The sequence below is a fragment of the Burkholderia sp. MS389 genome, assembly GCF_016899425.1.
Lineage (GTDB): Bacteria > Pseudomonadota > Gammaproteobacteria > Burkholderiales > Burkholderiaceae > Burkholderia > Burkholderia sola.
The window spans coordinates 649,129-668,738 of the sequence record NZ_CP045996.1 but is presented as its reverse complement, the minus strand read 5'-3'; the positions used below and the strand labels follow the sequence as shown (position 1 = coordinate 668,738).

18 protein-coding genes are annotated in these 19,610 nt (G+C 67.7%); 4 read left to right on the top strand and 14 right to left on the bottom strand.

Going from position 1 to position 19,610, the window contains the following annotated elements:
* Positions 1-78 precede the first annotated feature (78 nt).
* Both GJG85_RS32610 and GJG85_RS32605 read left to right on the top strand, forming a co-directional pair.
* A complete protein-coding gene (locus tag GJG85_RS32610; RefSeq protein WP_204384510.1) occupies positions 79-642 on the top strand; it encodes a cytochrome b/b6 domain-containing protein in 564 nt (187 codons plus the stop codon).
* A 195-nt stretch (positions 643-837) separates the two neighbouring features.
* Positions 838-1,986: a porin gene (locus tag GJG85_RS32605; protein WP_050016784.1), complete on the top strand. Its 1,149-nt coding sequence runs from the start codon at positions 838-840 to the stop codon at positions 1,984-1,986.
* Between the two features lie 63 nt (positions 1,987-2,049).
* Here GJG85_RS32605 and GJG85_RS32600 read toward each other — a convergent pair whose 3' ends face one another.
* Positions 2,050-3,105 (bottom strand): porin, encoded by a 1,056-nt coding sequence (locus GJG85_RS32600; protein ID WP_089490490.1) that lies wholly within the window; start codon positions 3,103-3,105, stop codon positions 2,050-2,052.
* 312 nt (positions 3,106-3,417) lie between these two features.
* Between GJG85_RS32600 and GJG85_RS32595 the strand changes: the two genes are divergently transcribed.
* Complete coding sequence (locus GJG85_RS32595) at positions 3,418-4,146, top strand: IclR family transcriptional regulator (protein WP_039356037.1); 729 nt, start codon at positions 3,418-3,420, stop codon at positions 4,144-4,146.
* A 42-nt stretch (positions 4,147-4,188) separates the two neighbouring features.
* Here the strand turns inward: GJG85_RS32595 and GJG85_RS32590 are convergent, their stop codons facing one another.
* The 9 genes from GJG85_RS32590 to GJG85_RS32550 form a co-directional block, all read right to left on the bottom strand.
* Entirely contained in the window at positions 4,189-5,640 is a 1,452-nt protein-coding gene (locus GJG85_RS32590; protein ID WP_185641064.1) for an NAD-dependent succinate-semialdehyde dehydrogenase, read from the bottom strand.
* A gap of 84 nt (positions 5,641-5,724) precedes the next feature.
* Entirely contained in the window at positions 5,725-6,057 is a 333-nt protein-coding gene (locus GJG85_RS32585; RefSeq protein ID WP_050016779.1) for an NIPSNAP family protein, read from the bottom strand.
* On the bottom strand, positions 6,047-7,678 hold the full coding sequence (locus GJG85_RS32580; protein ID WP_050016777.1) for a bifunctional 3-(3-hydroxy-phenyl)propionate/3-hydroxycinnamic acid hydroxylase: 1,632 nt from the start codon (positions 7,676-7,678) through the stop codon (positions 6,047-6,049). Before GJG85_RS32580 ends, GJG85_RS32585 begins: the two co-directional genes overlap by 11 nt.
* On the bottom strand, positions 7,675-8,598 hold the full coding sequence (locus GJG85_RS32575) for an alpha/beta hydrolase (RefSeq protein ID WP_176015942.1): 924 nt from the start codon (positions 8,596-8,598) through the stop codon (positions 7,675-7,677). Before GJG85_RS32575 ends, GJG85_RS32580 begins: the two co-directional genes overlap by 4 nt.
* Before the next feature lie 27 nt (positions 8,599-8,625).
* A complete protein-coding gene (locus tag GJG85_RS32570) occupies positions 8,626-9,231 on the bottom strand; it encodes an amino acid synthesis family protein (RefSeq protein ID WP_124630164.1) in 606 nt (201 codons plus the stop codon).
* Between the two features lie 48 nt (positions 9,232-9,279).
* The gene (locus tag GJG85_RS32565; RefSeq protein WP_204384509.1) at positions 9,280-9,795 is read right to left on the bottom strand and encodes a VOC family protein; all 516 of its coding nucleotides are present in this window, start codon (positions 9,793-9,795) and stop codon (positions 9,280-9,282) included.
* A gap of 12 nt (positions 9,796-9,807) precedes the next feature.
* Positions 9,808-10,845 carry a sialidase family protein gene (locus GJG85_RS32560; protein WP_204384508.1) on the bottom strand — a complete coding sequence of 346 codons (1,038 nt, stop codon included), beginning with the start codon at positions 10,843-10,845 and terminating at the stop codon, positions 9,808-9,810.
* Between the two features lie 15 nt (positions 10,846-10,860).
* Complete coding sequence (locus GJG85_RS32555) at positions 10,861-11,673, bottom strand: SDR family oxidoreductase (protein WP_050016771.1); 813 nt, start codon at positions 11,671-11,673, stop codon at positions 10,861-10,863.
* Between the two features lie 49 nt (positions 11,674-11,722).
* On the bottom strand, positions 11,723-13,303 hold the full coding sequence (locus GJG85_RS32550) for an acetolactate synthase large subunit (RefSeq protein ID WP_204384507.1): 1,581 nt from the start codon (positions 13,301-13,303) through the stop codon (positions 11,723-11,725).
* Positions 13,304-13,697: 394 nt separating this feature from the next.
* On the opposite strand from GJG85_RS32550, the gene GJG85_RS32545 reads away from it, so the two are divergent.
* Positions 13,698-15,803: a TonB-dependent receptor gene (locus tag GJG85_RS32545; protein ID WP_204384505.1), complete on the top strand. Its 2,106-nt coding sequence runs from the start codon at positions 13,698-13,700 to the stop codon at positions 15,801-15,803.
* A 36-nt stretch (positions 15,804-15,839) separates the two neighbouring features.
* Here GJG85_RS32545 and GJG85_RS32540 read toward each other — a convergent pair whose 3' ends face one another.
* The 4 genes from GJG85_RS32540 to GJG85_RS32525 are packed head-to-tail and all read right to left on the bottom strand — an operon-like array spanning position 15,840 to position 19,587.
* Positions 15,840-17,093: an arsenic transporter gene (locus GJG85_RS32540; protein WP_089490441.1), complete on the bottom strand. Its 1,254-nt coding sequence runs from the start codon at positions 17,091-17,093 to the stop codon at positions 15,840-15,842.
* Positions 17,094-17,130: 37 nt separating this feature from the next.
* Positions 17,131-18,396, bottom strand: a complete 1,266-nt coding sequence (locus GJG85_RS32535; RefSeq protein ID WP_204384504.1) for an MFS transporter — start codon at positions 18,394-18,396, stop codon at positions 17,131-17,133.
* Positions 18,397-18,417: 21 nt separating this feature from the next.
* Positions 18,418-18,963, bottom strand: a complete 546-nt coding sequence (locus GJG85_RS32530; RefSeq protein ID WP_089490443.1) for a hypothetical protein — start codon at positions 18,961-18,963, stop codon at positions 18,418-18,420.
* 42 nt (positions 18,964-19,005) lie between these two features.
* On the bottom strand, positions 19,006-19,587 hold the full coding sequence (locus GJG85_RS32525) for a hypothetical protein (protein WP_235356275.1): 582 nt from the start codon (positions 19,585-19,587) through the stop codon (positions 19,006-19,008).
* Positions 19,588-19,610 lie beyond the last annotated feature (23 nt).

Below are 19,610 nucleotides of genomic sequence, written 5' to 3'. Positions count from 1 at the left end.
CGAAGATCGCCGCGGGGCGCCGAAGTCGACGATCGGCATCCCGCGTGCCCCGTTTCGTTTAAAAGGAAGACAAATCAAATGGAAAACCAGGCCATCGCATTCCCCGCGGAGAAATACCCGCTCGCGCTTCGGCTGCTGCACTGGGTCAGGGCGATCCTGATCGGCGCGCAGCTGTGGACCGGCTGGACGATGGTCCGGCTCGACGACAACCTGCCGGCCAAGTTCGACTGGTATTACCCGACGCACAAGGAGTTCGGCGTGCTCACGCTGCTGGTGGTCGTCACGCAACTGGCGATTCGCTCGATGAAGCCGTTGCCGCCGCTGCCTTCCACGCTGCCGACGCTCGATCGCACGCTCGCGAAGATCGGCCATTACCTGCTGTATGGGCTCGCGATCATCGTGCCGCTGATGGGCTATTCGATGTCCAGCACGTATACGCAGAGCGACGGCGTGCCGTTCTTCTTTTTCCGCGTACCCGAGTTGCTGCCGAAGAACGACCATTGGTTCGAGGCGTTTCAATGGCTGCACAAAACGCTCGCCTATACGTTGCTCGCGCTCATCGTACTGCATGTGCTTGGCGCGCTGAAACACCGGTTCTTCGACCGCAACCCGGAAAACGACGTGCTGCGGCGGATGCTGTAACGCCGCCGCCACGCGGAACCGCGCGCCCGGCGAGGTTCCGTATTCGGTCCGCCCGATCGCGGCGGGTCTCTTTTCTTCAAATTTAATATTTCGTTTTACTAACGACAAGCGGACCCGCTACACGCGTCCGGTGCTGACGTATGCCGTCGGAAACCGCACCGCGCCGCGTGGGCCGTCCACACCTGGAGATCGACGATGAAGAAGATGATGGCGGCCGTATCGGCCGCGAGCGCGATGGGATTCGGCCTGACGGCCCATGCGCAAAGCACCGTGACGCTGTACGGCCTGATCGACGAAGGCGTCAATTTCACGAGCAACGCGGGCGGCAGCAACGCTTACCAGATGGTCAGCGGCGATACCGTCGGCAGCAACTGGGGGCTGAAAGGCACCGAGGATCTCGGCGGCGGGCTCAGAGCGCTGTTCCAGCTCGAGAACGGCTTCAACGCGAGCACCGGCGCGCTCGGCGTGACGTCGCGGATGTTCGGCAGGCAAGCCTACGTTGGCCTCGATTCCGACCGGTTCGGCACGCTCACGTTCGGCCGCCAGTACGACCCCACGCTCGACATGTGGAGCCCGTTCACGGCCACCGGCAACTGGCTCGGCGACTTCGGCGCGCACCCGTACGACAACGACAACGCCGACTGGGACTACCGCATCCAGAACAGCGTCAAGTACGTGTCGCCCTCCTACGCCGGCTTCAAGGGCGAAGTACTCTACGGGCTCGCGAATCAGGCGGGGGGCTTCGCACGGAACCGCGTCTATAGCGCCGCCGTGCAGTACCAGGCGGGCGCGTTCTCCGCCGCCGTCGCGTACCTGAAGGCCAACAACGGTGGCGCGACCGCGGGCGGTGCGTTGTCGAGCGACGATACGGTCTTCAGCGGCCGCTCGCAGCAGAACATCGATGCCGGCATGTCGTACAAGTTCAGCGACACGCTGACGCTGTCCGCCGCGTATTCGCACGTCGACGTGACCAACCCCGAGTCGAATCTGTACTTCGCGAACCAGCCGGCCGCAGGCTCGCAGCACGCGTGGAAGTTCGACAACTTCGAGGTCAACGGCCAGTATTTCTTCCGGCCGGATCTCTGGCTCGGCGCCGCCTATGCCTACACGCATGCGCATGTCGCGACGACGGCAGGCGATGCGTCGCCGAGCTGGCATCAGATGTCGATGATGCTCGACTACGATCTGAGCAAGCGGACCTCGACTTACATCCAGGGCGCGTACCAGCATGCAACCGGCCATACCGGCACCGACTTCGACTACGCGCACGTGCTGGGCACGGCCGGACAGTCGTCGGGCCGCAACCAGCTGGCGTTGCGCGTCGGGATGATGCATCGGTTCTGAACCGGGTGAGGAAACACGGGCTCTCGCGCGACGGACGCGGCAGCCCGTGTTTCTCGCGCATCGTCAGAACTGATGCCGCAGGCCGAGCCGAACCGCGGTCTGCGTCGAACCGGACGCCGCCCCGCCGAGCGCCGCCTCGACCTGCGCGCCATACGCACTGTCGTGCCCGCGTGCGAATACCGCGTAAAGGCCGGACCGCTTCGACAGCGAATAGTCGGCGCTCAACGTGATCTGGTTGGCCGAGCCGATGTCGCCGCCGCGCTGCTGGTACTGGAAGCCGCCGCCCAGTTGCAACGCCGGCGTGACCGCATAGGTCAGCCCGGCGTCATAGGTGGTGGCCCGCAGCGGCGCGGCAGCGCTGATCCGCACGTCCGACACCATGCCGAAGACACGAAACGGCCCGACGTTGTAGCCTGCGCCGCCCGAGACATTGCGCAGATTGCCACCGGCAGTGACGTCATGCTGGCCGAAATAAGCGAGCGCGGCGCCGAACGCACCTTGCGTGTACGACAGCATCGCGCTTTGCACGCTGCTGCGCGCGACCGTGCCGGGCACGTTGCCGAATCCCCATAGGCCGCCGAACGACAATCCGCCGAATGTCGGGCTCACGTACTTCACCGCATTGTTCACCTGGACGCCCCATACGCGGTTGTCGAGCGCGCCGCCCGCCGACGCGTTCGCGGGCAAGCCCCACGCGAGCAGGCCGGCCGGCGTGTTCGCACCGGTTGCAAAAGCCGGCATGAGATCGCCGACGAAATCGAACTGGCGCCCGAGCGTCACGGTCCCCCAGTCGCCGCCGAGCCCGACGTATGCTTGCGAACTGAATGCGGAGCCGGGTACGGTCAGCGCACCGTCGGACGTCTGGAACTGGCTTTCGAGCCGGAAGACCGCATAGTCGGCGCCGCCGAGATCCTCCCTGCCCGTCACGCCCCACACGTCGTTGCGCGACACGCCGGCCTGCAACGCGATCTGACGTCCGCCGCGCGGGGCGGACGCCACGTCGTTCGTATAGGTCACGCCCGTGTCCAGCGAACCGTAGAGCGTCACGCTCGATTGCGCGAACGCCGGTGCGACGGCACCGCAGCCGCACCATGCCACCATCCGGAACCACCGTTTCATCTGCTTCTCCTCATCGAATTTTCCCGGACGATGCACGCGTGAACCGGCCGGCGCGGCAGCAACATCGATCCAGTGCGATTTCATTGTCTAAAATAGGAATCCATATCAATCTTCTGAAAAACGATCCAACTCGATACGATTGGCTCGCTTCCACGCATGCGTCGACGCGGTTCCGGTTGCCGCCCGCACGACTTAAGTTAGACTACGGCCTGTCGCCCGCCGCGCTGCATTTCGTGCCGCAGCGCGGCAACCCGAAACCGCATTCGCCCTTCACGTTCCCTAGCCGCAAGCCGTCTGATCCCGGATTACGTCATGTCGAGCCTCACCAAAATGCTGTCCATCCTCGACGTCTTCTCTTCGTCGGCGACGTCGATGACCGCCGAGGAAATCGCCGAACACATGGGCTTTTCGCGCACCACGTGCTATCGCTACGTGAAGGAACTGGCATCCGTCGGCCTGCTCGTCGGCACCAACGGCCGCTATACGCTGGGCCCGCGCATCATCCATCTCGACTACAACATGCGGCAGTCGGACCCGACGCTCACCGCCGCGAAGCCCGTGATCCAGAAGCTGGTTCAGGTCACCGGCGGCGATGCGCTCGTGTCGACGCTGTTCGACGAACAGATCATCAACGTGATGCACGAAACCGGCGCCGAGAACCTGCAACTCGGTTTCGGCCGCGGCCGCATCATGCCGCTGTTCCAGGGCGCGTCGTCGAAAGTGATCGTCGCCGCGATGTCGCGCGCGCGGCTGAAGCGCCTGCACGAACGCCACAACGCCGAGCTCGGCGAGTTCGCGAGCGACTGGACGCAGTTCTGGCGCGCGTGCCAGCAGATCGTCGACGCGGGCTACTGGATCTCGCGCGGCGAACTCGATGAAGGGTTCGTCGGCATCGCCGCGCCGATTCGCACGGCCAGCAGCGGCGAGGTCAACAGCAGCCTGTCGCTGGTCTTTCGCGCCGAACACTTCGCGCTGTTCGACGAGCACGTGCTCGGCAAGCTGCTGATCGACGCCACCGCACAGATCGGCGACGCGACCTGAGCATGCGACCGTCGTCGCGCGCGACCGTCGACCGACATCCGGTCAGTTCATCTGCGTGATGAATTTGGTGACCAGATAACCGTCGAACGTCTCCATTCCGCCCTCGCTGCCGAAACCGCTGTCCTTCACGCCGCCGAACGGAATCTCCGCCGGCCCCATCCCGAAGTGATTGATGTTGACCATGCCGGCTTCGAGCGCGCGGCCGATCCGGTGCGCATCGCGCGCCGACGTCGTGAACGCGTACGACGCAAGGCCGAACGGCAAGCGGTTCGCTTCGTCGAGCGCATCGTCGAGCGCGTCGAACGGCACGATCCCGACGATCGGGCCGAACGGCTCTTCGTTCATCAGCCGCGTGTCGCGCGCCGGTCCCAGTACGACCGTCGGCGCGAAGTAGTGCCCTGGTCCGGCCACGCGCGTCCCGCCGCATGCGATCTTCGCCCCTTTCGTCTTTGCGTCGGCAACGAACGCGTCGATCTCGGATACGCGTCGCGCATGCGCAAGCGGCCCCATCGTGGTCGCCTCTTCCAACCCGTAGCCGACGCGAATCTTGCCGACCGCTTCCAGATACGCGCCGACGAACCGGTCGAACACCGCACGCTGCACGAAGAACCGCGTCGGCGACACGCAAACCTGCCCGGCATTGCGAAACTTGTACGCGGCCAGCATCGTCGCGGCGCGGTCGATATCGGCGTCCGCACAGACCAGCACCGGCGCATGCCCGCCCAGCTCCATGGTCATGCGCTTCATGTGCGACGCGGCGAGCGCCGCCAGTTGCTTGCCGACCGGCACCGAACCCGTGAACGAGATCTTGCGCACGAGCGGCGACTCGATCAGCTGCCTCGACACGTCGGCCGGCACGCCCCACACGATGTTCAGGCAGCCCGCGGGCAAGCCGGCGTCGTGAAAGATCCGCGCGAGCGCGACGATCGCGCTCGGCGATTCCTCCGGCCCTTTCAGCACCAGCGTGCAGCCCGACGCAAGCGCGGCCGCGATCTTGTGCATCGCCTGGCTGAACGGAAAATTCCACGGCGAGAACGCCGCGCACACGCCGATCGGTTCGCGCAGCACCGTCTGCGCGACGTCCGGCGAGCGCGACGGCACGACGCGGCCATAGGTGCGACGCCCCTCCTCCGCATGCCATTCGAGCTGCTCGGCCGACGACACGACCTCGGCAATCGCCTCGCGAAGCGGCTTGCCCTGGTCCATCGTGATGTGGCGGCCGATCGCTGGTGCCCGCTCGCGCACCAGCGCAGCTGCGCGGCGCAGGATGTCCGAGCGCGCGAGCGGCGACTCGCGGCGCCACGTCGCGAACGCACGATGCGCGGCGCGCACCGCGGCGTCGATATCGTCCGGCGTCGCATGCGGCAAGTCGCCGAGCACGCTGCCGGTTCCCGGATCGAGAACGGGCTGCGTGCGCCGGCCATCGGCCTGAAGGAACCGGCCGTCGATATACAGATGGAGCGACGCGTAATCGCGTTGCGCATCAGGCGTCATGCGGGAAGTCAGCGGCGTAAACGGGATCAAGACGGATACCTCGGTAGAGACTGTACGATGGGCCGGACATGCAACGAACGCGCATCACGCGGCCGATGGCGGTGCACGCAGCAGACCGCCGATTTCCTGTCGGAGAATCTGGTTTTCCTGCCGGACGAGCAGATGCCGGACCTTGCCGCGAAACGTCCTGAAGTCGGGATCGGCCATCAGCACGGCACGACGCCGCGCCCGATCGTCCAGCGAATCGAACGCCCACAGATAGACGAGCTGATTCAGCGGTCCGACTTCCGTCGCGAAACAGCCGACCATCGTGCCGAGCGCGTGCTCCTGCGGCGCGCGGCCGCACTCCGCATAGAGCCGCAGATACTCGGCGACGCCGCCCGGCACCAGCGTGTACGTGCGTTGCTCAACAAACATCCGCGGTCTCCCGTTGTCGCGGCGCAAACGCCTGGAACGCCGCGGTCACGCCTGCGATGCCGGCGGCGTCCGTCTGCGCGGCCACGTAGCGGTCGGGGCGCACGACCACGAGCGGGCCGCGATGCCGGTCGAACCATGCCGCCAGCGCGTTGTCGACGTCCTCGACGCACACGCTGCCGTGGGCGCTCGTCACGCGCCGCGCGCGGCCCGTCCCGCTGCGCGAGCGGTTGACCTGAACGAAGGTCGCGCCCAGCGCCGTCCAGTACGCGCGATCGTCGTCGCTCAGGCACGCCTGCGGATCGCATTGCCAGCCGACGATCGAAAACCATGGGCCGAGCACGTCGTCGAGCTTGCGGCGCACGCCGTCGGCCGTTTCGACGTCGGGCTGCGCGATCATCCTGCCCGCCGCGTCGCCCGGCGCGCCCGGCAGCACGACGCCGCGCGTATAGCTCGGCATCGGCTTGAAACGCATCTGCAGCACGTAGTCCTTCAGGCCCGGCGCATACCGCGCGAGCCCGAGGAACCGGTCGCGCAGAAACGCGACGACCCGGTTGGTCGGCATCAGCATCGCACCGAACGTGTCCGCGAGATCGATCATCGCCTTCGCGTGGTCGCGGCGTTCCGATTCGTAGGTAGCGATCACGCCGGGATCCAGCGTGCCGTTCACGACGCCTGCGAGTTTCCACGCGAGATTGCCGACGTCGCGCAGGCCGGCGTTCAGGCCCTGGCCGATCCACGGCGGGCTCAGGTGGGCAGCATCGCCGACGAGCGCCACGCGGCCCGCCACGAAACGCTCGGCCACGCGAGAATGGTGCGTATAGGTCCGCGCGCGCACGATCTCGATACGATCGACGTCGTCGACGTACGGCGCGATCAGCGCACGGATCGATTCCGGCCGCGCGATCGCCTCTGCGTCCTCGTGCGGGAATACGAGAAACTCCCAGCGCCGGAAATTGAACGGCAGATAGATGCACACGTTCGGGCGGCGCGGGTCGCAGTTCAGCGCCGTGCACGGCTGGTCGAGCCCGGCATTCTTCACGTCGACCACGACCCATTTGATCGGATGCGTCGTGCCGGCCAGCTTGATGCCGAGCCAGTCGCGCATCGGGCTGCGTCCGCCGTCGGCCGCCACCACGTAGTCGGCGTCGAGCGCATACTGCCTGCCGTCGGCGGCGCGCACCTGCAACGTGACGCATCGGTCGTCCTGTTCGACGCCGACCACTTCCTCGCCGGTCCGCAGCGCTACGTGCGGATAGCGCGCCAGCCCCGCGCGCAGCGTGTGTTCGGCCAGTTGCTGCATGAAGATGTTGCGCCGCCACCAGCCGAATTCGCGTATCGACGGGCGGATGTCGGCAAAGCATTCGCCGTTCGCCTTGAACATGCGCAACGGCACGTTCTGGATGATGTCGCGGCTCAATTCGTCGGCGAGCCTCGCGGTCTGGAACATCCGCAATGCTTCGTCGTCGATGCCGACCGCGCGCGGAAAATCGACGACGTCCGCCGCCTTCTCGATAAGCACCGTCGCGACGCCGTAAAGGCCCAGCAGATTCGCCATCGCGACGCCGTTCGGCCCCGCGCCGACGATCGCGACCGACGTCCGGTTCCGGTTGTTCGCTTTCATTCGCCCACGCCTCCGCTGCGCCATGCAGGATCCTCGAGACGATCGAGCCACGACCGCAACGCGCGATTGAACGCATCGGGTTGATCGTCGTGCACGTAATGCGTCGCGCCGGGAATGTCGATCCGCTCGATTTCCGCATTGGCGGCCGCCATTTCGGCCGCCACGTCCGCGGACAGGAAATCCGAGTCGCCGCCGCGCACCAGCAACGTGGGCACGTGCAGGTTGAGGATCAACGGCCACAGATGGACGAGCTGCTCCGGCGTCGCCGCCAGCCGTGCGGCCGCAATTCCTTGCGCGTCGTGCCGCCAGACGATCCGGCCCGGCTCGCCTTCTTTCAGCGAATGTGCGATGCGCGAATCGAGCGCGGATTCCGCGATGTTCGGCCGCTGGCGCCGCCAGAACGCGCGTGCGTCGTCCCACGACGCGAACGCGTCCGGCGTTTCCTGCAGCTCGCGCTTGATGCGCTCGGAACCCGGCGAGCCGGCCGACGCGCCGGGGCCCATGTCCTCGATCACGAGGCCCGCGAGCCGTTCGGCGTGCCGTTCGGCGTGCCTTTCGGCGTGCCGTTCCGGCTGCGCCGCCGCGTAGACGAATGCATTGGCGCCGCCCATCGAGTGCCCGACCAGCACGAATCGTCGCAGGCCGAGCGCGCGCACCAATGCGTCGAGATCGCGCACGTAGGCCGCCGCGTAGTAGTCGCGCCGCGGATCCCAATCGCTCAGCCCGCGCCCGCGCTGATCAAGCGCGACGACCCGGTAGCGGTCGGCCAGCGCAGCGGCGACGGGCGCCCAGGTATGCGCGTAACTGCGCAGGCCGTGCAGCATCACCACGGTCGGCGCATCGTCGCGCCCCCAGCTCACGTAGTGCAGCCGCAGTCCATCGTTGTCTATCCATCCATCGTTGACGGACGCCGTGTTCATCATCTGCTCCTCGCCCGACATGCGCGCTCAGACCAGACCGTCGCGACCGACGATCTCGCTCGCCTTCAGCCCACCGAGCCGCGCATGCAGCCGGCCGCGTGTCGCGAACGCGAAGATCACCAGCACTTCGTCGTCGTTCGGCGCATCGGGAAACAGGCACGTCACCGTGTCGTAGTGCGAGCGCACGTAGAGCGCATCCTTGTGCGCGAGCGGCACGTCGATCACCGTATTGATCGGGCCGCGCTTGCCGCTCGACGGCACCCACGATTTGCCGCCGCCCAGCGCCGCGCGGATCGGCTCCGCGAAGATCGACGTGAGGAACGCGTTGCCGTGTTCGTATTCGCCGGCCGAACCGACCAGGCACGCCTTGCCGTAGCTCTCGATCGCGCGGCCGCCGGCGAGCGACTCGATGCGTCGCGCAAACTCCTTGCCGAGCGCGGGCGACGGACGCACGAGATCGTCGAGGTTTTCGCTGAATCGCCCTGCGTACGGGTTGTGAACGGCCGCAGCGATCACGATCTTGCGCAACGGCTCGCCGTCCGCGAGCTGGCCGGTTTCGTTCGCGAGCGAATCCTCGATCTGCGTGTACCACTTGCGGATATGAAAGCCTTCGAAATTGGCGATCTTGCTCATTTGCATTCCTATATAAAACGTCGATGATGCGGATGGAAAGGCGGTGCGTCAGTCGAACAGCGGTTGGAGCTGGACGGGATCGCTCGGCGCGTTGTATCGATGCAGCACGCGCTTGCCCTCTTCGTCGTCCGTGACCATTTCGCAGAAGAATTCGAGCCGGTTGCCGTCCGGGTCCGTGAAATACACGCCGATCCCGACCTTGTGATCGGTGATCTTGACGATCGGCACGTCGCGGCGAATCAGCATCCCGTACAGACGGCGCAATTCGGTCAGCCCGCCCGCGATTTCGAGGCCGTAATGCTGCAGGCCGATCGTGCCGAGTTCCGCATCGGATGCCGCGCGAATCAGCGCGATGTCGTGGTGCTTCTGGCCGAACGACATGAACACCCACTGCTCGCCGCGCGCGGTTTCCGTCATGCCGAGCACCTCGGCATACCAGGTGCTCGAGCGAACGGGATCGCGCACGAACAGCGACAGGTGGGTGCGTTGCACGCGCGGCGTCGGCAGCGGCAGGCCGCTCGCGTTCGCACGCTCGGCGCGTTGGCGGATATCGGACGGTGTCATCGTTCGCTCCGCTCAGTGGGTCGACTGCGCGTGGGCGGCCAGCGGCGCCTCGAACGGCGTCCATGCCACCGCCGTGATCTCGCTGAAATCGCGCCATTCCTTGGTCCAGTTCCGGCCGCCGTCGCGCGAGCGGAACAGGTGCCCGTACTTGGTGCCCGCATACACGAGCGCCGGCCGGGCCGCATGCACGCCGAACGCCCAGAACGTGGAGTTCGGCGGCGTGTGCAGATCCGTCTCGTGCCACGCGTGGCCGCGATCGGTCGAGCGGTAGATGCGGCTGCGGCTGCCCGGCGTGCCGTCGCCGACCGCCATCAGCAGGTCGCCTTCCGGCTCCGGCAGTTGCACGACGGTGCGCGTGTAGTACAGCCCGTCGAAGCGGTCGCGCGACAGCTTGCCGTCCCACGTCACGCCGTCGTCCTCGCTCACGTACACCGCGTTGACCGTCAGCAGCACCGTGGTCTTCGGCCGGCCTTGCGCGGCGGGCACGACGGCGATCGCATGAATGTCGCTGTTGCGGATCGCGGTGCCGGGGCCGTCCACGCGCGTCCAGCTCGCACCGGCATCGCGGCTGCGCCACGCGCCGCCCTCCTCCACGCCGTACCAGACGTTGCGGCTGTCTTCCGGGTCCACGCAGATCGTCAGCAGCCGCGGACGATTGACGCCCGCGCAAAACTCCGGAAACTCGGGCGCCGTTCGCGCCCAAGTTGCGCCCGCGTCGCTCGACTTGTAAAGCGCGGCGCGCGACGGCGCGCCGGTGCCCGCATAGAGCACGGCCGGGTTGGCCGGATCGATCGCGATCGACCAGACCGTCTGCCCGTTCAGCAGGTTCTCGGGCCGGAGCCAGTGCGCGCCGCCATCGTCGCTGATGCACAGCCCCGAATCGGCGCCGGCATAGACGCGCGACGGCGTCGCCGGGCACACCGCGAGCGCGCGCACGATGCCGTCGAACTCGATCGGCTCGGCAAGCCCGAGGCGATGCCAGGTCTCGCCGTCGTCGTTCGAGCGCAGGATGCCTTGCCCGGCGGTGGCGACCAGTACGGTTGCGGTCATGAAGTGCTCCTTGTGTCAGAGAAAAATGCCGCGCGTGAGCCCGCCGTCGCAGCCGATCGACTCGCCGGTGATCGAGCCGGACTTCGGCGACGCGAGAAACGCGACGATCCACCCCATTTCTTCCGGCTGCAGCACGCGGCGGATCGGCGTGACCTTCACGTAGTTGGCCTCGACTTCCGCGGCCGTGAGCCCCTGCTTCTGCGCTTCCTTCTCGTAGAGCTCGTGGATGTGCGGCGTCTCGACGACGCCCGGATGAATCGTGTTGACCGTGATGCCGAACGGGCCGAGCTGGTCGGACAGCGTCTTGGTCAGGTGCACGATCGCCACGTTGCGCATGCCGGACAGCTGCTTGCTGCCGCGGCCCGTCAGGCCGCCGATGTTGACGATCCGGCCGAAGCCGTTGGCCCGCATGTACGGTGCGGCCGCCTTCGCGCAGCGCAGGTAGCCGACCACCTTGATGTCGATATCCTGCAGCAGTCCCTCCGGGTCAGCGTGTTCGAGTTCGGCGCGCACGAGCCCGCCCGGATGCGCGGCGCCGTTCAGCAGGATGTCGAGCCGGCCGAAGCGCTCGACGCACGCGGCCATCGCCGCTTCGATCGACGCCATGTCCGTTGTGTCCACCGTGACGGGCAGGATCGCGCCGGCCGCGTCGCCGAGCGGCGCGAGCGTCGTGCGAATCTCGGCGGCCGCCGCTTCGAGGTGTTCGATGCGTCGCGCGGCGATCGCGACGTTGACGCCTTCGCGCGCCAGTTCGAGCGCGACCGCCTTGCCGATGCCCATGCTGCCGCCGGTGATGAACGCGGCTTTTCCGTGCAGTTGCAGATCCATGTCGATGAAAGGTGAGAGTCGGGATTAAGGAAAGAAGCGCGTTGTGCGATCAGGACAACTGCATTTCGATGAGCGTCGGCCCGTCGGTATGCGCGAGCGCGTTGTCGAGCGCTTGCACCAGCGCTTCCGTCGTGCCCACGCGTTCGGCCGGCACGCCGTAGCCGCGCGACAGCGCGATCCAGTCGATCGGCGGATCGTCCAGTTGCGTCAGGCGGCTCGCGTGCGGCGTGTCGGCCGGCAGGCCGCTGCGCGCGAGTTCGGTCTGCAGGATGCCGTAGCGCCGGTTCGATGCGATCAGCATCACGATCGGCAAACGCTCGCGCGCCATCGTCCACAGCGACTGGATCGTGTATTGCGCGCTGCCGTCGGACTGCAGCGCGAACACGCGGCGGTCCGGGCACGCGACGGCGGCGCCGAGCGCCACCGGCAGGCCCTGGCCGATCGCGCCGCCGGTGTTCGTCAAAATGGTGTGACGACGTGCGCGCGCCGATGCGGTCACGAACGGGTAGCCGCACGTACCGCCTTCGATCGACACGATCGCGTCGTCGGGCAGCGCATTCGCGAGCACGCGGCCGACGGCCTGCGGCGTGAGCGGGCCGTCCTCCACGCGCCAGCGCTCGACGTGCACGCCATCGTCATTCGCCGCCGCACCGATGCGATCGGCCAGCGCCTCCAGCGCGTCGTCCGCCGCATCGCCCGGTGTTGCCAGCGTCACGATGTCCTCGGGCCGCGCAAGTTCGCCCGGAATGCCGTCGTAGCCGAAGTAGGTGACGGGCGCGAGCGCGCCGGCCAGCACCACGCGCCGGCCGGCCAGCGCCGCGAGCGCCGGCTCGGGGAAATAAGGCAGGCGGTCGATGTCCGGCAAGCCGCCGCCGCGCTCCGCCCGCGCAGGAAAGGTTTCGCTGAAACAGGTCGCGCCGGTGGCCGCCGCGATGCGTGCCGCCGCCCGCTGCCCGCGCGCCGACAGCGCGCGGGCGCCCATCAGCAGGACGGCGCGATGACCGCCGAGCAGCAGATCGGCCACCTGTTCGACCCGCGCGGCGTCGAACGACACCGCGGCCGGGCGTACGACGGCGGGCCACGCCGCGCCGCGCACGCTGGCCGACTGGAGATCGACGGGCAGCACGAGGGTCGCGACGCCGCGCGGCGTGCCCATCGCGGCCGAAATCGCATCGGCCGTATCCGTCGCGAGATCCGTGTCGCGCGCCACACTGCGATACCACACCGACACCGGACGGGCGAGCGATTCGATGTCGGACGTGAGCGGTGCGTCGTACTTCAGATGCGCGCGCGTGTGATCGCCGACGATGTTCAGGATCGGCGTGCGGGCGCGGCGCGCGTTGTGCAGGTTGGCAATGCCGTTCGCGTGGCCGGGCCCGAGATGCAGCAGCGTCATCGCGGGCTTGCCGGTCATGCGGCCATAGCCGTCGGCCGCGCCCGTGCACACGCCCTCGAACAGCCCGAGGATCGACCGCACGCCGGCCACGGTGTCGAGCGCACCGACGAACGGCATCTCGGTCGTGCCGGGATTGGCGAAACAGACGTCGACGCCCGCGTCTCGCGCAGTGGCGAGCACGACGCTCGCCCCGCTTCTTGCTTCGGTATCGCTGTCCAACTGTGGGATGTTCATGCGGCTGCTCGACGGGTTTGGCTGAAGTGTTTTTACTTTAATCCCGAATTACGGGATTTGTCAAACAACCCAATTCACATTCCATGACTTCACCAAGGTCCACGTTTACCCGATATTTCTTGCCAATTTCCCATATTGCAGATGTTGAGGCGATATACGATCGCCACCACGACACGACACATTTCCCACCATTCGGAATTTCACGAAACCGCTACGCCCGATCGACCGCGTCCGCGACGCGCACCGTTTCCCTTCTCGCATCCATTCTCAAAATTACGATTGCAAATGCCTCTCATTTGCATTAAATTGCCGCGCAAATGTACTGTTTGGAACACAGATGTCGGCGCAAGGCCGCCCGCCGTGCCCGAACGCGAACGACACGAAAAGGAGAGGTATGAGCAGGAGGAACTGGGCGGCCGCGCCGATGGCCATCGTCGTCGGCACGACCGGCATGGGCGCCGCCGACGCGCAGGAAACGTCGCTGCCCACCATCGAAATCTCCGCGCAACGCGCGACGGCGCCGTTCCGCACGCGCGAATCGACGAGCGCGACGCGCAGCGAGGCCGACGTGATGGAGATTCCGTTCGCGGTCAGCAGCGTCGACACGAAGCTGATCCAGACCGTGGCCGCCACGCGCGGCGACGATCTTTACGACTGGGTCGCGGGCGTCTCGCGCCAGAACAACTTCGGCGGCCTGTGGGACAACTACGCGGTGCGCGGCTTCGCCGGCGACGGCAACACGTCCGGCACCGACTACCTGGTCAACGGCTTTTCGTGGAATCGCGGGATGAGCGTGCCGCGCGACACCGTCAACCTCGAGCGCATGGAAGTGCTCAAGGGGCCGGCATCCGCGCTGTATGGCCGCGGCGATCCGGGCGGGATCATCAGCTATACGACGAAGCAGCCGCAGTTTGCACGCGCGAACACCATCGGCGTATCGGCCGGCAGCTACGGCGCACTGCGCCAGACCCTCGATTCGACCGGCCCCGTCACGAAATCGCTCGCGTACCGCTTCGTCGCGATGAACGAAAACAACGGCAGCTTTCGCGACACGGTGTCGAGCAAACGCTACCTGTTCTCGCCGTCGTTCACGTGGGACATCGGCGCGGACACGACGCTGCACTACGAATTCGAGAGCGCGCGTCAGCGCGCGCCGCTCGATCGCGGCGTGCTGGCGGTCAACGGCCAGCTTGGCGTGATCCCCACGTCGCGCTTTCTCGGCGAGCCGCGCGACGGCGACTACGACGTGCGCAACACGGGCCACCAGTTCACGCTCGAGCATCGCATCGATTCCAGCTGGTCGGTCAATGCGGGCGTCGCGCAACGCAACACCGACCTGTCGGGGCGCTCGTCCGAGGCATTCGCATTGCAGCCGGACGGCCGCACGCTGTGGCGCCGCTACCGGCAAGTCGCGTTTCATTCGAACGACCTGCAGGGCCGCGTCGAAACCACCGGCTCGTTCCGCACGGGCGGTATCGGCCATACGCTCGTGATGGGTGTCGATGCGTATCGCTTCAACTACGACCAGTTCGTCGCGCGCTCCACCCCGAGCGCCGCGGCGCCGTATGCGATCGACATCTTCGATCCGGTGTACGGCCAGCCCGCGCCGACGCCGCGCACCGCGACCAACCTGCTCGAACGCGATAACGGACAAGGCGTCTACGCGCAGGACACGCTCGCGTTCGGGCCGCACTGGAAGATCCTGGCCGGGCTGCGCTGGGATCGCTTCCACCAGTCGATCGACAACCGCCTGAAGGGCGTGACGACGAGCCAGTTGCAGACCGCGGTGAGCCCGCGTATCGGCGTCGTGTATGAAATGAGCCCCGCGTGGTCGTTCTATGCGAACACCGCGTATTCGTTCCGGCCGAACAACGGCGCCGACGTCGGCGGCAACGCGTTCGATCCCGAAAAGGGCCACGGCTACGAAGCCGGCGCGAAATGGGCGGGCGCGCGCTCGCTCACGACCGTCTCCGCGTTCTACGTGACCAAGCGCAACGTGCTCACCGCCGATCCGGCGAACGCCGGCTTCTCGCGCGCGGCCGGCGAAGTACGCAGCCGCGGCGTCGAATTCGAATGGAGCGGCGATCTCGGCCACGGCCTGCGCGGCATCGCCAATTTCGCGTACGTCGACGCCGAGGTCACGCGCGACACCGTGCTGGCGCCCGGCTCACGCCTCGTCGACGTGCCGCGTCTGAGCGGCAGCGCGCTGCTGATGTACGAGACGACCCTGCCGTTCGCGGACAAGGCCGGCGCCGGCGCCGGCGTGATCTACGTCGGGCGCCGCGCCGGCAACACGGCCAACACGCAGGACGGCTTCGAGCTGCCGGCCTACGCGACCGTGCAGCTCAACGGCTACGTTCAGGTCAACAAGCACCTGCGCGCGTCGGTCGTGCTGAACAACCTGTTCAATCGCACCACCTACGTCAGCTCGTACAACAGCCTGTGGGTCGCGCCGGGCGCGCCGCGCAGCCTGTTCGCGTCGCTCGCTTACTCGTTCTAAGCCGGCCCGGACGGTTGACGCGACGCGCATCGCGCGTCAGCCGCCGACCACGAACCGCGCGCCCAGCGCGAGCAGCAACGCCGGCGGCATCACGCACGCGCCGACCGCGAGGAATGCGCGGAAACCGACCTGCAGCCCTTCGCGCCGGATCGCCGTCAGCCACAGAATCGTCGCGAGCGATCCGGTGATCGACAGGTTCGGGCCGAGATCCACGCCGATCAGCATTGCATCGACCACCGTTCGCGGGCTGTGCGCGACGTGGATCGTCGAACTCGCGATCAGCCCGGCGGGCAGATTGTTGACCCCGTTCGACACCAGCGCGACCGCGACGCCGGCTACGGCCGCCGCGACATGCTCGCCGCTTTGCATGAGCGTGTGTAGCAGCCCCGCCAGCGCGCGCACCGCGCCGGTCCGGTCGAGCGTCTCGACGACGACGAACAGCCCCGCGACGAGCGGCAACACGCTCCATGAAATCGCGCGAACGATCGGCACGCCCGCCGCGCGATCCCGCATCACCACGCACGCGACCGTGACGACACCCGCCAGCGTGGTCGGCAACCCGAGCGGGCGATCGGCGATCGATACCGCCATCAGCGCGACGGCCGTTGCGGCGATGCCTGCCAGCGCGATGCGGCCGCCGCCGGTCAGCGGCTGCACCGGCAGCGCGGACTCACAACGGCCGGAAAGCGCACGTCGCTGCACGATCCGCAGCATGACGAACGTGCACGCGATCGACGCGACGGACGGCGCCGCGAAGTGCGCGAGCCAGACGCCGAGGGCCGGCATGTGCGCGCCGTACAGCACCAGGTTCGCGGGATTCGAAATCGGCAACACGAAACTCGCGGCATTGGCGACGAGCGCACAGCTGTACAGCAGCGGCATCGGATCGGCCTTCGCGCGGCGCGCGGCGGCCAGGACCGCGGGCGTCAGCACGACGGCGGTCGCATCGTTCGACAGGAACACCGTGGTGACGACACCGACCGCGTAGATCAGCGCGAACAACCGCCGCGGCGATCCCTGTGCGAGATTGACGACGTGCGTCGCGACCCAGTCGAACAGCCCCTCGCGACGGGCCGCCTCGGACAGCAGCATCATGCCCGTCAAGAACAGGTACACGTCGCCGCCTTTCGCGACGGCGTCCAGCGCCTGCGCGACGGGCAACAGGTTCAACCCGACCAGCAGCAGCGCGCCGCTCACGGCCCACGTGGCCTCGGGCCAGCCGAACGGGCGCGTGATGACGCCCGCGGTGGCGAGCGCGGAAATCAGCCAGGCAAGCGAAACAGGATTCATGGGCAAGTGGACGGAGGCAGGGGAATCGACATCGCTGTCACGACGATGTCGCCGATAAATCGGCGGGCTTGCCGCACGCGCTGCTCAGCGATCGCGCATGGCCGAGCCACAGCGCGAGCGAGCCCGTCGACACGGCGCCCAGCACGACGAACGCGGCCGGATAGCCGAAGTGCTGCGCGAGCATGACGCCCAGCACCGGGCTGAGCGCCGCGCCGATGCCCTGCGCGGTCGCGACGGCGCCCTGCCCGGCGTTCACGCGGCCGGAGCCATGCAGCAGGCGCACCACGAGCGCGGGCACGACCACGCTTTGCAGACCGGCGCCGATACCGTCGAGCACCTGCACCGGCCACACGCCCGCTTCGCTCATCCACGTCGCGGCGACCAGCCCGCGCACCGGCAGCACGAGATACGAGCACAGCAGCACCCGCCAGTAACCGTGCGCGCGGATCAGCCGGGGCGCGAGCCACGCCGCCGCAATCATCACGCACTGCGCGATGACGATCGTCTGCGCGGTGAACGCGCTCGCGTTGCTGCGATGCGTGACGACGACGCCCATCCCGTAGAGCGGCAGCATCGCGGCGTTGCCGAGATGAAACAGCGCGAGCGACGCGCCGAGCAGCACCAGCGGCCGGTTCTCGGCGAGCGTGCGCAGGCCGCCGACGCGCGACGTCGACGCCGCGTCGAACGCATCGGGATGCGTCGCGTCCGTTGCCGGCGCAGCACCGGCAGGATCGAGGCCACGTGCGGACGCATGATCGATCGCGTACCTGGGAATCGCCAACGTGCTCACGATCGCGAGGACCGTAAACACGCCGACGAGCGCGAACACCGCATCGAACCCGACATGCCAGCCGAGCCACCCGGCGAGCGCCGCCCCGGCGACGTTGCCGGCGTGGTTCGCCATCTGGTTGCGCCCGAACTGCCGGTCGAAACCCTGCCGGCGCACGATGCCGAGCGTCACGCCCGCGGCGGCCGGCGCCAGCACCGCGCCGCTGACCGCCGCGAGGATCTGCGACGCCGCCACCGCCGGATAGCTGTGGACGAACAGCATCGCCAGCGACGCAAGCGCCGTCGCCGCGGTCGCCACGACGATCAGCGCCCGCTTCGCGCGCACCGCATCGACGAGCGCGCCGGCCAACGGCGTCGCGGCCATCGCGGCGAGCCCGGCCAGCGTCATCACCGAGCCGATCGCATCGGCGCCCCAGCCGCGCGACAGCAGGATGACGCCGATGAACGGGCCGATGCCGGCCTGCACGTCGGCCAGGAAGAAGTTGAGCGCCTCGAGCGCGCGTGCCGGTCTCATGGGCGTCTCACCGTCACACGATCATTCGGCATCCGCATCGACGAGCTCGGCGATCTCGCTCACGTCGAGCGTCGTGCCGTGCGGCGTGACGACGCCGTGGCCCCACGCCTGCACATGGACGCCGGGAAGCAGATAGTCGCGCAGGGCTTCAGCCGCATGCGGCGGCACCCGCAGCGCGACGCCGCTCGTCAGCAACGCACCGTTCAACTCGCCTTTCGGGCCATGCAGCCCGAACGCGACTTCGCCGCTCGATTCCATCGGCTGTCGAGGCGGTCGCGGCGGCTTCGGGACGGCGTGCTCCGGCCCGGCGTCGATGATGTCGATGCCGCCGCGACCGGTCAGTTGCACGGCCGCGATCATCGCCGCGCGACGCGGCTTGACGCCCCGCACGCGGATGCGGTCGCCGACCGCGACATGACGCACCAGTTCGCGGCCCAGATGCGGTGGTACGTGCACCTGGAGGTCGCCGTTCAGGATCAGGCCGTCGATTTCTCCGTGCGGATTGAGCAGGAACTGCGTGACGCGGCCGCGCGTTTCGGGCAGGCACGCGGGATCGATCCAGTGCATGACAGGACTCCTTTCGATGGATGGGGGAATAGCGTCGCGCGATCAGCGCGCGACATCGTCGTAGAGGTTCACGACATGGCCCGGCGCGCCGAACGCCGTCGCCTGCAACGCTTCGCCGTACGCATTGCGCGTGCCGTAACCGACCGCGGCCACGCGCTCGCCGGGAACGAGCAGCGCGCCGAATTGCTGCGCGGCCGGAACGGTCAGCTTGACGATCGTCCCGCTGTCGAGCATCACGCCGTCCGGCTCGCCGCGCGGCGCGTGCGTCACGCGGCGCACGACGCCGGACACGCTCAGGCGGGCGAGATTGACGCCGCGCAGCATCGGCGGCACGGGTGCGACGGGCGCGGGCGGCTGATCGGACAGCGACGCGCCGGTGCCGTCGTTGCGGACGACGCGTGCGCGGATTTCATCGTCGACGTGTCGTTCGCCGGCTATCGTGACACGCTGGCCCGACCGCACGAGCGCCGTCAATTGCGAACCGAGATGCGGCGGCAGGCGGACGAGCGTGCCGTCGGTCAGCACGAAGCCGTCGACGGCGCCTTCCGGATTGATCGTCAGCCGCGACAGCGTGCCGGAAACCAGCGCATCCGACGCGGCGTCGTTTCCGGGCGCGGCAGGCACAAGCGCACGAGGCCGAGGAGGAG

Coding starts and splice junctions, on each gene's coding strand:
- GJG85_RS32610 (WP_204384510.1), top strand. CDS start 79: ATGGAAAACCAGGCCATCGCATTCCCCGCGGAGAAATACCCGCTCGCG.
- GJG85_RS32605 (WP_050016784.1), top strand. CDS start 838: ATGAAGAAGATGATGGCGGCCGTATCGGCCGCGAGCGCGATGGGATTC.
- GJG85_RS32600 (WP_089490490.1), bottom strand. CDS start 3,105: ATGAAACGGTGGTTCCGGATGGTGGCATGGTGCGGCTGCGGTGCCGTC.
- GJG85_RS32595 (WP_039356037.1), top strand. CDS start 3,418: ATGTCGAGCCTCACCAAAATGCTGTCCATCCTCGACGTCTTCTCTTCG.
- GJG85_RS32590 (WP_185641064.1), bottom strand. CDS start 5,640: ATGACGCCTGATGCGCAACGCGATTACGCGTCGCTCCATCTGTATATC.
- GJG85_RS32585 (WP_050016779.1), bottom strand. CDS start 6,057: ATGTTTGTTGAGCAACGCACGTACACGCTGGTGCCGGGCGGCGTCGCC.
- GJG85_RS32580 (WP_050016777.1), bottom strand. CDS start 7,678: ATGAAAGCGAACAACCGGAACCGGACGTCGGTCGCGATCGTCGGCGCG.
- GJG85_RS32575 (WP_176015942.1), bottom strand. CDS start 8,598: ATGAACACGGCGTCCGTCAACGATGGATGGATAGACAACGATGGACTG.
- GJG85_RS32570 (WP_124630164.1), bottom strand. CDS start 9,231: ATGAGCAAGATCGCCAATTTCGAAGGCTTTCATATCCGCAAGTGGTAC.
- GJG85_RS32565 (WP_204384509.1), bottom strand. CDS start 9,795: ATGACACCGTCCGATATCCGCCAACGCGCCGAGCGTGCGAACGCGAGC.
- GJG85_RS32560 (WP_204384508.1), bottom strand. CDS start 10,845: ATGACCGCAACCGTACTGGTCGCCACCGCCGGGCAAGGCATCCTGCGC.
- GJG85_RS32555 (WP_050016771.1), bottom strand. CDS start 11,673: ATGGATCTGCAACTGCACGGAAAAGCCGCGTTCATCACCGGCGGCAGC.
- GJG85_RS32550 (WP_204384507.1), bottom strand. CDS start 13,303: ATGAACATCCCACAGTTGGACAGCGATACCGAAGCAAGAAGCGGGGCG.
- GJG85_RS32545 (WP_204384505.1), top strand. CDS start 13,698: ATGAGCAGGAGGAACTGGGCGGCCGCGCCGATGGCCATCGTCGTCGGC.
- GJG85_RS32540 (WP_089490441.1), bottom strand. CDS start 17,093: ATGAATCCTGTTTCGCTTGCCTGGCTGATTTCCGCGCTCGCCACCGCG.
- GJG85_RS32535 (WP_204384504.1), bottom strand. CDS start 18,396: ATGAGACCGGCACGCGCGCTCGAGGCGCTCAACTTCTTCCTGGCCGAC.
- GJG85_RS32530 (WP_089490443.1), bottom strand. CDS start 18,963: ATGCACTGGATCGATCCCGCGTGCCTGCCCGAAACGCGCGGCCGCGTC.